The sequence below is a fragment of the Peribacillus sp. NPDC046944 genome (genome assembly GCF_050272735.1).
GTDB lineage: Bacteria > Bacillota > Bacilli > Bacillales > DSM-1321 > Peribacillus.
This window is the reverse complement of sequence record NZ_JBNNML010000007.1, coordinates 205,664-217,367: the sequence shown is the minus strand read 5'-3', so window position 1 is coordinate 217,367 and position 11,704 is coordinate 205,664. Positions and strand designations below refer to the sequence as shown.

12 protein-coding genes are annotated in these 11,704 nt (G+C 40.0%); 11 read left to right on the top strand and 1 reads right to left on the bottom strand.

Features of this window, described 5'->3' with window-relative positions; all coding sequences use genetic code 11:
- The first annotated feature begins 420 nt into the window (after positions 1-420).
- The 10 genes from ACQKIC_RS15015 to lysA all read left to right on the top strand — a co-directional run bounded on the left by ACQKIC_RS15015 (position 421) and on the right by lysA (position 9,796).
- Entirely contained in the window at positions 421-1,587 is a 1,167-nt protein-coding gene (locus ACQKIC_RS15015) for a D-alanyl-D-alanine carboxypeptidase family protein (protein WP_402956634.1), read from the top strand.
- A 130-nt stretch (positions 1,588-1,717) separates the two neighbouring features.
- Entirely contained in the window at positions 1,718-2,068 is a 351-nt protein-coding gene (gene spoIIAA, locus ACQKIC_RS15010) for an anti-sigma F factor antagonist (protein WP_402869284.1), read from the top strand.
- Between the two features lies 1 nt (position 2,069).
- Positions 2,070-2,510, top strand: coding sequence for an anti-sigma F factor (gene spoIIAB / locus ACQKIC_RS15005; protein WP_402869282.1), 441 nt, complete (start codon positions 2,070-2,072; stop codon positions 2,508-2,510).
- A gap of 13 nt (positions 2,511-2,523) precedes the next feature.
- Entirely contained in the window at positions 2,524-3,291 is a 768-nt protein-coding gene (gene sigF / locus ACQKIC_RS15000; protein WP_402869281.1) for an RNA polymerase sporulation sigma factor SigF, read from the top strand.
- A gap of 325 nt (positions 3,292-3,616) precedes the next feature.
- Positions 3,617-4,912: an NCS2 family permease gene (locus ACQKIC_RS14995; protein WP_402869279.1), complete on the top strand. Its 1,296-nt coding sequence runs from the start codon at positions 3,617-3,619 to the stop codon at positions 4,910-4,912.
- Positions 4,913-5,078: 166 nt separating this feature from the next.
- Complete coding sequence (locus ACQKIC_RS14990) at positions 5,079-5,696, top strand: stage V sporulation protein AA (protein ID WP_402956636.1); 618 nt, start codon at positions 5,079-5,081, stop codon at positions 5,694-5,696.
- Positions 5,686-6,108: a stage V sporulation protein AB gene (locus ACQKIC_RS14985; protein WP_402869275.1), complete on the top strand. Its 423-nt coding sequence runs from the start codon at positions 5,686-5,688 to the stop codon at positions 6,106-6,108. The genes ACQKIC_RS14990 and ACQKIC_RS14985 overlap by 11 nt, the downstream gene beginning before the upstream one ends.
- A 39-nt stretch (positions 6,109-6,147) precedes the next feature.
- Entirely contained in the window at positions 6,148-6,726 is a 579-nt protein-coding gene (locus ACQKIC_RS14980) for a stage V sporulation protein AE (RefSeq protein ID WP_402869273.1), read from the top strand.
- On the top strand, positions 6,710-8,194 hold the full coding sequence (locus ACQKIC_RS14975) for a spore germination protein (RefSeq protein ID WP_402869271.1): 1,485 nt from the start codon (positions 6,710-6,712) through the stop codon (positions 8,192-8,194). Before ACQKIC_RS14980 ends, ACQKIC_RS14975 begins: the two co-directional genes overlap by 17 nt.
- A 273-nt stretch (positions 8,195-8,467) precedes the next feature.
- Positions 8,468-9,796, top strand: coding sequence for a diaminopimelate decarboxylase (gene lysA / locus ACQKIC_RS14970; protein ID WP_402869269.1), 1,329 nt, complete (start codon positions 8,468-8,470; stop codon positions 9,794-9,796).
- Between the two features lie 119 nt (positions 9,797-9,915).
- Here lysA and ACQKIC_RS14965 read toward each other — a convergent pair whose 3' ends face one another.
- A complete protein-coding gene (locus ACQKIC_RS14965) occupies positions 9,916-10,785 on the bottom strand; it encodes a DUF1002 domain-containing protein (protein WP_402869268.1) in 870 nt (289 codons plus the stop codon).
- A 560-nt stretch (positions 10,786-11,345) separates the two neighbouring features.
- Between ACQKIC_RS14965 and ACQKIC_RS14960 the strand changes: the two genes are divergently transcribed.
- Entirely contained in the window at positions 11,346-11,681 is a 336-nt protein-coding gene (locus ACQKIC_RS14960; RefSeq protein WP_402869266.1) for a GNAT family N-acetyltransferase, read from the top strand.
- Positions 11,682-11,704 lie beyond the last annotated feature (23 nt).

Below are 11,704 nucleotides of genomic sequence, written 5' to 3'. Positions count from 1 at the left end.
TTGGACTACTTTAAGGGGACTTAAAAAATTGTCGATGCAGGCGATGCTTACTTTCGCTGCCATGAATTTAAAGAAGATGGCCAATTGGACATGGCAAGGTCCGAAAATAGCCTAACAAAGTGGGCTCGTAGAGACCTATATTCTAAATTTTGAGCGAAATTTCAAGAAAATATCAAAAAGGGGTCCGGAATGAAATCATTCCGGACCCCTTTTGTCGACAAACTGAGGTCACTCTTTTTAATAGAGTGACCTTTTTTTTACGTTCAGCATAATTTTATTCAGGCAACATTGTCCTCTTTTTTTGTATATTCCTCATTAAAACTGTCCTCTCCCTTTTTTAAAAATAATTCCACCAACTTATTTGTATAAAAATGGCTTATATGGAAAAAATGGAATATATAAAGATTGGAGGCTATGGAGATGAAGCGGATTCTTTCTCTATTTTTAATCGTGTTACTAGCAACTGGCTTTAGCATACCGCATACTCAAGCATCAGAAAAAAAAGGTGTCAACTTAGCGGAAAATGCAAAATCAGCCATTTTAATTGAACGGGATACAGGTACAGTTTTGTATGATAAAAATGCAGATGAACGTCTTTCGCCTGCTAGTATGACGAAGATCATGACGATGCTCTTAATCATGGAAGCCATCGATAAAGGTGAACTCAACATGAAGGATAAAATCAGAACGAGTGAGTACGCTGCATCGATGGGAGGTTCTCAAATCTTTCTTGAATTAGGAGAAGAAATGACAACTGAACAAATGCTTAAAGGTATCTCGATCGGTTCTGCAAATGATGCATCGGTCGCTATGGCAGAGCATCTTGCTGGATCCGAAGAAGAATTCGTCAAACGGATGAATAAGAAAGCAAAAGACCTGGGATTAAAGAATACGAAATTTCAAAATGCAACAGGCTTACCAGTTAAGGACCATTACAGCTCGGCACATGATATGTCCATCATGGCAAAAGAATTGTTGAAATACGACATGATTACAAGATTCACGGGTACATACGAGGACTACCTCCGTGAAAATACAGATAAAAAATTCTGGCTTGTGAACACGAATCGACTAGTGAAATTTTACCCGGGAGTCGATGGATTAAAAACAGGGTTTACGAATGAAGCCAAGTATTGTCTGACAGCTACGGCGAAAAAAGGGAATATGCGTGTTATCGCTGTGGTGTTCGGTGCGGCTTCTCCGAAGGAAAGAAATGCCCAGGTAACGAAAATGCTTGATTATGCCTTTTCACAATTTATTACCTATCCGATTTACAAACGAGGAGAGGTCTTGGGCGAATCGAAAGTAAGCAAGGGCAGCAAAAAGATGGCAGTAGGGGTAACAAGTGAACCAATATCTGTTTTGACGGCCAAGAGCGGTGCGGCAAAAGACTTTACGAAAAAGGTTATTCTCGATAAAAACCTAAAGGCTCCCATTCAAAAAGGAGATCAAATAGGAACGCTCCAATTGATTAAAGACGGAAAAGTATATGTCGAATCACCGATTGTTTCAAAGGAAACTGTTGAAAAAGCCAGTTGGTGGCAACTGTATAAACGGGCATTCGGCATGTTTACACAAACGAAATGATTAACTTGTCGGAAAGGAGTGTAAATATACTAGTTTAGGCGAATGGCCACTAGTTTTGCCAGGAAGAAGGAATCTGAAGATTAAACAGAGAATTTGACTCATTATAAGACAGTGAAGGAGGCTGTATATAGTGAGTCTTACGATTGATATGGAGGCGAAGAGTAGAATATTATGCATTCGTCTCAAAGGTGATTTAGATCATCATACAGCAGAAAAGTTAAGAAAACAGGCAGAGGCGGCCATTCAAAAGCATGATATCCAACATATCATCCTTAACTTGGATGAACTGCATTTCATGGACAGTTCTGGATTGGGCGTAATTATCGGTCGGTATAAACAGGTACATCAGAAAAATGGTGAGATGGTTGTCTGTGCAATTTCTCCAGCAGTAAAGCGGTTATTTGAGATGTCAGGTTTGTTTAAAATTGTTAAACTAGAACTATCCGAACAAAACGCTTTGCAAAGACTGGGGGTTGCCTAACATGAAAAATAAAATGGAAACGAAATTTTCAGCACTTAGCCAAAATGAATCATTCGCAAGGGTGACGGTTGCGGCATTCATTGCTCAATTAGATCCCACGATGGATGAATTGACAGAGATTAAGACGGTCGTTTCTGAAGCGGTCACGAATTCAATCATTCATGGATATGAAAACGATCCGGAAGGGTGGGTCTACATTTCTGTAGTCATCGAAGGAGATACGGTCGAAGTGACAATTCGTGATGAAGGATTGGGCATTGAGGATGTTGAAGAGGCTAAGCAGCCACTATTCACGACGAAACCCGAACTTGAACGATCCGGCATGGGATTTACGATCATGGAGAACTTCATGGATGAGATCCATATCATTTCGCATAAGGGCGAAGGAACGATCATTCGATTAAAAAAGCACTTAACTACAAGCAGAGCTTTGTGCAATTAAGGGAGACTTGCATATGGATGTGGAGGTTAAATACGAGAAGAGCAAGAAAGGCCAGACCCATTTAAAAGATGAGGAATTGCGTAGGTTGATTAAACTCAGTCAGAGTGGGGACCAGGATGCAAGGAACTTAATTGTCAACAGCAATCTAAGGCTTGTATGGTCCGTTGTCCAAAGGTTCCTCAATCGTGGCTATGAACCGGATGATTTGTATCAGATTGGCTGCATCGGGTTATTAAAATCAGTTGATAAATTTGACTTAACGTTTGAAGTGAAATTCTCGACGTATGCTGTCCCCATGATCATTGGTGAAATTCAACGGTTTATCCGTGATGATGGTACTGTGAAAGTAAGCCGTTCTTTAAAGGAAATGGCGAATAAAATCCGTCGGGCCAGAGAAGAACTTTCAAAAACGCACGGTCGTGTTCCGACTGTCAATGAATTGGCAGAACATCTTGAATTATCACCTGAAGAAATTATCATGGCCCAAGAAGCTAGCCGTAGCCCTTCTTCCATTCATGAAACGGTTTATGAAAATGATGGAGACCCAATTACTCTTCTCGACCAGATTGCCGACCATAATGATTCATCGTGGTTCGACCAAATCGCTTTAAAAGAAGCCATCCAAGAATTGAATGAACGGGAAAGGTTAATTGTTTTTTTGAGATATTATAAAGACCAGACTCAGTCGGAGGTCGCCGTTAGGCTAGGAATATCACAAGTTCAAGTATCACGGTTGGAGAAAAAAATCCTTCAGCAAATGAAAGACCACATGAATCGTTGATTCATGTGGTCTTTCATTTGCTGGGAGAAAAAGTGGGATTTTGGAAATAGTAAGGAAGTGAAGGGGAAGTGTGCCACACAACATTTGGTAGGAATGTTGAAAAGGAAATATATATTTGTGAAAAAAGAAGAAAAAACGAATTTTTTAGTTGAATTTGAAGTTAAAAACGAATATTATAGTAAAGGTCGCTGGTTTCATTCGGATTTAAAACTATTTTCATAAGGTTTTTATCTCGTCGAAATTTGAAAGATGAAGTATTAATGCAAGGTCACCTTTGTGCAAGCGATTGAATGGTGTTTCCTTAATATATGGAGGTCAGAAAAATATGTTTTTAGAAAAGTTTTTTTCCTTAAAAGCAAATGGGACGAATGTTCGCACTGAAATTATGGCAGGTGTTACGACATTCTTCACCATGGTTTATATTATTATTGTCAATCCTGCTTTATTATCTTCAATAGGAATACCATTTGAACAGGTCTTTATGGCGACCGTCATTTCTGCAGTCCTAGGTACCTTAATTATGGGATTATTAGCGAAGTATCCGATTGCCGTTGCACCAGGTATGGGGCTGAATGCTTATTTTGCCAGTGTGGTAGGTGCACACGGTCTTTCTTATCAAACAGTTTTTGGTACAGTTTTCATAGCAGGTCTATTATTTATTCTGGTAAGTGTTACGAGCTTGCGCAAAATGATTATTGATGCCATCCCAAATTCGTTGAAATTTGGAATCACATCTGGTATTGGTCTATTCATCGCATTTATGGGTTTGAAAAATGCGGGGATTGTCGTACCGAATGAAGGAACCATGGTTTCACTCGGGGATTTACACCAACCAGGCACCGTTTTGGCCCTTATAGGTTTATTATTCACTCTAATCTTGATGTCTCGGAATGTTAAAGGAGCTATCTTCATTGGCATGATTGTTACAGCAATCATTGGTTACTTTATGGGGATGCTGAAATTTGATGGAATTCTATCAACACCACCTTCACCGGTCTTTTTCGATATTGATATTGCTGGAGTATTTAGCAATTCTTTATATACAGTCGTATTTGCCTTTTTACTTGTAACGATATTTGACACGACAGGTACATTAATTGGAGTGACGGAACAAGCGGGATTAACGAAGGATGGAAAGATCCCTCGTGCTAAAAAGGCCTTCTTGGGAGACGCTATTGCCACGACGGTTGGCTCGTTGTTTGGAACAAGCCCATCAACCGCTTATGTTGAATCGAGTACTGGAGTAGCAGCTGGAGGACGTACGGGCTTAACTGCCACGGTCGTTGCCATCTTATTCGCTCTTTCCATTTTCTTTTCTCCATTAATAGCGGCCATTTCCTCCGTTTCTGCCATCACGGCACCTGTATTGATAATTGTAGGTTGCTTGATGATGGAAGGTCTTGCGAAAGTGGATTGGAAAACATTTGATGAAGCTTTTCCGGCATTTGCAATCATATTAACGATGCCGCTTACTTCAAGCATATCGACAGGGATTGCAATGGGGTTCATTACCTATCCTTTGATGAAATTCTTCAGTGGAAAAGGTAAATCCGTTCACCCGCTCATTTATATTTTTGGCGTGGTTTTCTTGATTCAAATGATCTTCTTCCCAACTCATTAATTTATAAATATTTTACAAAAAGACATGCTGATATCCGGCATGTCTTTTTTTTATTTCATTTCTTTGAATTAGTAATATTTGGACATCATTTTCTTTCTGCATTTTCACTCTGTTTCCAATCCATACTACTATTATAAGGAAATAAAAGGTCGGGATGTGAAAAGTGATGGCAGTCATTTACACCAGAATGAGGAACCGGGTGCATGTAAATGTAAACCAAAAGGTAAGAATAAAAGATATTGCAAAAATTATTGGTCCTGAAGAATTGGTTTCTAGTATTGAAAGGGCCCTTTTATTAACGGTGAATAGTGAAGATAAGAATATCATTATCATCGATTTGGCCCAACTCATCATGGCCATACAGGCAATCGATCCACATATCGAAGTGGAGACATTTGGGCCCTCCCAGACAATCATCGAAGTCATTTATCCCAAAAAGAAAATGTCTTTCGTTACTTTCGCCGTTATCTGGTTGCTTATGTTCATTGGAGGGGGTATTACCATCATGAATTTCCATGTGGATGTAAGTATGGGAGAAGTTCATCAAAAACTCTTTACGCTAATAACAGGAAGGGTTGATGAAAAGCCTTTGTTGATCCAAATACCCTATAGTTTCGGTATTGGGATTGGAATGATTTTGTTTTTTAATCACTTCTTTAAAAAACGCTTTAATGAAGAACCTAGCCCACTCGAGGTTGAAATGTTCAATTACCAGCAGGATTTAGATCGGTACGTCATTATGAATGAGAATAATGAGAGCGTGCGTCATCTCGATGACAGGTAATATCATTTTCGGGATTTTTGTTGGGCTAGCCGGCGGTGTCGCTACAGGTGCTGGTTTTGTAGCTTTTCTGACTGTACTTGGTGTCATACCAAGGCTGACACAGCTGACAAAAACGTTAAAAATGGTTCGGTATTATGAAGTGGCCATAATTTCAGGAGTGGTCGGAGGAACATGGTTTGGCCTACAGGGGACGACCTTTGCTCTTCCTTCTTTCTTATTAATTCCAATCGGACTTGCGGACGGTATTTTTAATGGAATGCTTGCAGCTGCACTGACTGAGGTGTTGAATGTTTTCCCGATCTTGTCCAAACGAGTAGGCATACAAGATAAAATCATTTATCTGTTAATGGCACTAGTGTTAGGTAAAATAGTTGGATCCTTATTTCAATGGATTTATTTTGTCGATTTATAAGAACGACCATACGCATACCTGATGAAAGGAAGGCTCCTGATGGTGACCAAACGAAAAGTGATATTGATAACAGATGGAGATGTATATGCAAATCGTGCTGTTGAGCTAGTTGCAAGAGAAATCGGAGGGCGCTGCATTTCAATGTCACAAGGGAATCCGTCCCGTTATACAGGTTTGGAGTTGGTAGACCTTATAAAGAAAGCGAAGAATGACCCCGTGTTGGTCATGTTCGATGATAGTGGCTTCATGGGTGAGGGATTCGGTGAAACGGCGATGAAGGTGGTTGCAAGCCATCCTGACATCCATGTCCTGGGCATCATAGCCGTTGCTTCGAAAAGTAGAAGGGAAGAGTGGACTAAGGTGGATGTCTGTATCGATAGGGATGGGCAGTTGACGGAAAATGGGGTGGACAAATTCGGAGCCCAGGAATTTGAGATAGGGAAGATAACCGGGGATACGGTGTATTGCATTGATGAGTTAAAAGCTCCGATCGTTGTAGGCATTGGAGACATTGGAAAAATGTCACACCAGGACGACTTTAAAAAAGGAGCACCAATCACAAAACTTGCTGTGCAAATTATATTGGAAAGGAGCGGTCTTGATGGCATCAGAGGATAAACAAAATATGAAGCCCATTCCGACTAACGTGGTGGAAGTCGATACTTTCATGGAAAAGAGGGTCGGTCTGGGTGTCAGTTTTGATTTAGGCGTAAGGAAAATAAAAGTTTTAAGAAAAGAAGTTCACCTTTATTATGTGAATGGACTTACGGATACGGAATTCATCATTGAACTTCTTAACTCGATGGTCCATTCTCAAAATACTGAAATAAAAACGACAAAAGTATTTGATTTCATGAAAAATTTACTCGTTCACCAATCTGTGGAAGAAATACGTACGATGGATGAGTTGGTTGACCAAGTCCTTTCCGGTTTAATCGTCATTGTGATGGATGGATACGATATAGGGTTGGTTGTCGATGTCAGGAGTTACCCTGGACGACAGCCTGAAGAACCCGATACAGAAAAAGTTGTCCGTGGTTCTAGGGATGGATTTGTAGAAAATATCATTGTAAATACAGCCATCACTAGACGGAGAATCAGGGATGAGAGATTACGTTTCGAAATCATGAAGGTCGGCGAACGCTCTAAAACGGATATTGCGATAGGGTATATTAAAGATATAGCGGACCCGGGTTTAATTGAAACCGTTCGTACGAAATTGGAAGATATAAAAATAGATGGGCTAACGATGGCGGATAAAACGGTAGAAGAATTTATCGTTAAGCAAGGATATAATCCATATCCTCTTGTCCGATATACAGAGCGTGCTGATGTAGCCGCAACACACTTACTGGAAGGCCATGTACTAGTCTATGTGGATACCTCACCTAGTGTCATCATCACCCCTGCTCCCCTCTTCCATCATATGCAGCATGCAGAAGAGTACAGACAATCCCCCGCTGTTGGAACAATGGTACGGTGGACCAGATTTCTCGGGATAGCCGCTTCGTTATTTTTGCTTCCATTGTGGTTGTTGTTTTGTTTAGAGCCTGACTTCCTTCCGGATAAACTGGAATTTATCGGGCCAAATGAAAAAACGCATATTCCGATTGTTGTCCAAATTTTCATTTCGGATATCGGGATCGAATTTTTACGGATGGCCGCCATCCATACCCCGACCCCACTTTCAACTGCAATGGGATTAATTGCTGCGGTCTTGATCGGACAGATTGCTATTGATGTAGGGTTATTTGTGCCGGAAGTCGTTCTTTATGCATCGGTTGCGACCATTGGGACATTTGTCACCCCAAGTTTGGAATTAGGGGTTGCCAATAAACTGTCTCGATTAGCTTTGATCGTTTTGGTTGCCTTGTTCAAGCTGCCTGGGTTAATCATAGGAATAACGCTATATATCATTTTATTAACGAGCATAAAAGCATTGAATACACCCTATTTATGGCCGTTAATCCCGTTTCAACCAAGAGCCTTGTCACATATTATATTAAGAAGACCTTTTCCAGGTTCCAGAGAACGGCCGAGTATCGTCCATCCACAGGACAAATACAGGCAGCCTAGGAAATCTTAAGGTTGATGTTGTCGAAAAGTTGTGTTAATTTAATTTTATTCGAATAAAGCAGTAAAGTGGCTTCACAAAGAGTTTGGGCTCTTTGGAGTTAAACCAATCTGATTTCGAACTACGCAATTATATTTAATGGGAACGTGTAGAAACAGGTAAATAAGAATAGTAAACGAGGAATTTGGATGAGGAGATTTAAAGGGATATAATCCTTTTCGAGGAACCTCTTACGATCCCTCACTTCATTTAACCGTAAGTTTGGATCAGGAAGGTGAGACTATTATGCATTTGTTTGGGACTAGTCATGTAAATGACCGTGGACATCTACAAATTGGCGGAGTGGATACTGTTAAGTTAACAGAAAAATATGGTACGCCGTTATATGTCTATGATGTAGAGTTAATACGCGAACGGGCAAGAGGATTTAAGCGGACATTTGAAGAATTGGGAATACCGGCTCAGGTGGCGTACGCAAGTAAAGCATTTTCATCCATTGCCATGATTCAATTGGCCGAACAGGAGGGCTTGTCACTCGACGTGGTCTCAGCGGGGGAATTATATACAGCCATCAAGGCTAATTTCCCAACCGAACGTATCCATTTCCATGGGAATAATAAAAGTGTCGAAGAGTTACATATGGCACTAGATTACCAAATAGGGTGTATTGTGGTGGACAACTTTTCTGAATTGACACTACTTGAAGAAATCTGTTCAAACCGAGAAGAAAAGGTCAGAATTCTTTTACGTGTGACACCTGGCATTGAAGCGCATACACATGATTATATTTTAACAGGGCAGGAAGATTCGAAATTTGGTTTCGATCTAATTAATGGTCAGGCGGAAGGCGCCCTTAAACAGGCGTTAAAAAGCAAGTGGCTTGAAGTGCTCGGGTTGCACTGCCATATAGGTTCCCAAATCTTTCAAACCACTGGCTTTCTTTTGGCCGCCCAAAAAATCATTGGCAAGCTAAGAGAGTGGCATAAAGCAATTGGTTTTCAGCCAAAGGTGCTAAATTTAGGCGGAGGCTTCGGAATCCGTTATACAGAAGAAGACGATCCGCTTCCAGCATCTCAATATGTAGAAGAAATCGTGAGGGAAGTGCAAATACAGATTGCCCAGTCTGATTTAGAAATGCCGGAGATTTGGATTGAACCTGGTCGCTCCTTGGTCGGAGATGCAGGTATCACCTTATATAAAGTGGGTTCAGAAAAGGAAGTGCCGGACGTCCGCAAATACCTAGCTGTCGATGGGGGCATGAGCGATAATATTCGTCCAGCCTTATACGAAGCGAAGTACGATGCGGTACTAGCCAATCGCCCACTTGATCCAGTGGAGGAGACGGTTGCTATTGCCGGGAAATGTTGTGAAAGCGGCGATATGCTGATTTGGGATTTACCCTTGCCAAAAGCTGGACGAGGAGATATTTTAGCTGTTTTCTGTACAGGGGCTTATGGGTATTCCATGTCTAACAATTATAACCGGATTCCGAGACCGGCGGTGGTTTTCGTTGAAAACGGGGAAGCGCGTTTAGTCATCAGGCGTGAAACCTTCGATGATCTTATCCGTCATGATTTAGCTTTTCACGAAGCGGTTGGTTTGAATAAAGAATAATCAAAAAGAGGATGTAACTCCTTTTTTAAAATAGTAAAAGGCAGAAACGTGATGAACGTTTCTGCCTTTTGCTATTTATTTACCGGTGGTACTTCTAGGTACCGCCATTTTATTGTGAATCAGCTAAAAAAAGATTTGATAGCATCTATTAGACTATTGAAGACATCCTTTAATTTATCTAGAAATGATTGTCCTTCTTCAGATTCAAGGAAGTTGGACAATTTATCTTTAGCTTCTGTCAATTGGTCACCAACGGCGTTCCAATCAATATTCAATTCTTTTAATTTATTGAATAGATCGATCAGGCTTTGAATTTGCCCTTCATTTAAGACTAGGCCAAGATCATTTGCAGCGGATTCTACGATCTTACGAACATCCTCTGTAGTGGCAGGAGGGTTGTCTGCCATTTTCTCTTTGATTTTCGTTACGAGTGCAGAAGCCTCTTCCGTACCGATTTCATCTCCCAATTCAGCAGTGGTGACCATTTCTTCATTGGCAGCCTGTTTTACATCTTCGGAGATTGCTTTATCAGAAGATAATTCATAGGCTTTAATGACACCTGTTAAGGCAGCTGTACCGGAAACTGGAATAGGTGCTGTGACATAAACGGTAGCATCTTTAACCCCAGCAGTCGCAAGGGCATTGATATACATTTCATCAGTTACCCAATTAATGTTCTTGGATTCCAATTTTAGGCCTGTGCCTTTTTCCTCAAGCGTAATGGCAGAAGAGGATATAGCTTTTGTACCTATTAATCTGCTAGCTATATAATCTCCCAAATATTCATGTTCTTCCGCATTGGTGACTGTCAGGACCTCCACATCGTCAGGTGCTTTCATTTCTGAAAGGAGCATGCTTTTTTGTTCTTTAGACAAATTTTCTCCTAGTGTAACGATCATATCGCCAACTGCGGCATCCGCAAAGGCCTTATAAGGCAATAACAGACATAATAAAATGGTCACAATGACCCATTTTTTTGGACTTTTCATGATTTTCCTCCTTAACTTTTCCTCTGTTCTTAATAGATTATAACCTACTGATAGGGTTACATTAGATTGGACGAATCGAAGCGAAAAAAAGATACAGTTTTTATTAATTTTTTTCACCAAAAATTAGTCCCTATTAAAGTAGCTGAACGATCTTCCATCATTCGTAATGAAGATACAGGCCATAAAACCATTATATCCTTTATCAATGTAGTAAAAACAGAGCGAGATTGCAAGGGGATTTGTCAAAATGTGCTAAGTTATAGTAGAATGAATTCGATATTTAAATAGTTATTCATAAAAATAAAGGGAGTATGGGATGAGAAGGAGTAATAAAACACTTTTACTTATGATGCTTGTTGTGGCTTTGATATGGGGAATTATCTACTGGACATTTATCGCGTAGCACTAGGGAATCTATAATTCAAGTGCTGAAAGTGATGTTGAAACGAATAAAGTTTTTATGTATGATGTAAATGTCATAAGTGAGAGTAATCATCAAAGTGTATAAACTAGATAAACAGGTAAATAATAAAAAACGTTATTTAGTAACGAGGGATATTATGTTGATTAAGTATAAGAAAAGTTATGAAAAGTTTGCCATGGGGTTATTATCTTTCATGCCAAATGAAAAAGAGATAAAAGTGCTTCGGAATACCATGAAGAATTATGAAACAGATGAAAATTTGCAGTTGTTCTTATGGAAAGATGAAGAAATCGTCGGCTTGATTGGAATAGAGACAAGTTCCAATTTCATCGAGATTCAACATATATCTGTAAATCCTTCTTTCCGTAAGCAAGGGATAGGCAAAGAAATGGTTAGGTCAGTGAAGGAACAATACCCTGACAAAGAATTAAAGGCAAACGAGCATACGGAAAGTTTTATTGAAAAGTGTTGAAAACTTATCTAATCAAAAATAGA

Excerpts from the sequence above, each read along its gene's own strand:
- ACQKIC_RS14995 (WP_402869279.1), top strand. The coding sequence starts at position 3,617 with ATGTTTTTAGAAAAGTTTTTTTCCTTAAAAGCAAATGGGACGAATGTT.
- lysA (WP_402869269.1), top strand. The coding sequence starts at position 8,468 with ATGCATTTGTTTGGGACTAGTCATGTAAATGACCGTGGACATCTACAA.
- ACQKIC_RS14980 (WP_402869273.1), top strand. The coding sequence starts at position 6,148 with ATGGTGACCAAACGAAAAGTGATATTGATAACAGATGGAGATGTATAT.
- ACQKIC_RS14975 (WP_402869271.1), top strand. The coding sequence starts at position 6,710 with ATGGCATCAGAGGATAAACAAAATATGAAGCCCATTCCGACTAACGTG.
- ACQKIC_RS14965 (WP_402869268.1), bottom strand. The coding sequence starts at position 10,785 with ATGAAAAGTCCAAAAAAATGGGTCATTGTGACCATTTTATTATGTCTG.
- sigF (WP_402869281.1), top strand. The coding sequence starts at position 2,524 with ATGGATGTGGAGGTTAAATACGAGAAGAGCAAGAAAGGCCAGACCCAT.
- ACQKIC_RS15015 (WP_402956634.1), top strand. The coding sequence starts at position 421 with ATGAAGCGGATTCTTTCTCTATTTTTAATCGTGTTACTAGCAACTGGC.
- ACQKIC_RS14960 (WP_402869266.1), top strand. The coding sequence starts at position 11,346 with ATGTTGATTAAGTATAAGAAAAGTTATGAAAAGTTTGCCATGGGGTTA.
- ACQKIC_RS14985 (WP_402869275.1), top strand. The coding sequence starts at position 5,686 with ATGACAGGTAATATCATTTTCGGGATTTTTGTTGGGCTAGCCGGCGGT.
- ACQKIC_RS14990 (WP_402956636.1), top strand. The coding sequence starts at position 5,079 with ATGGCAGTCATTTACACCAGAATGAGGAACCGGGTGCATGTAAATGTA.
- spoIIAB (WP_402869282.1), top strand. The coding sequence starts at position 2,070 with ATGAAAAATAAAATGGAAACGAAATTTTCAGCACTTAGCCAAAATGAA.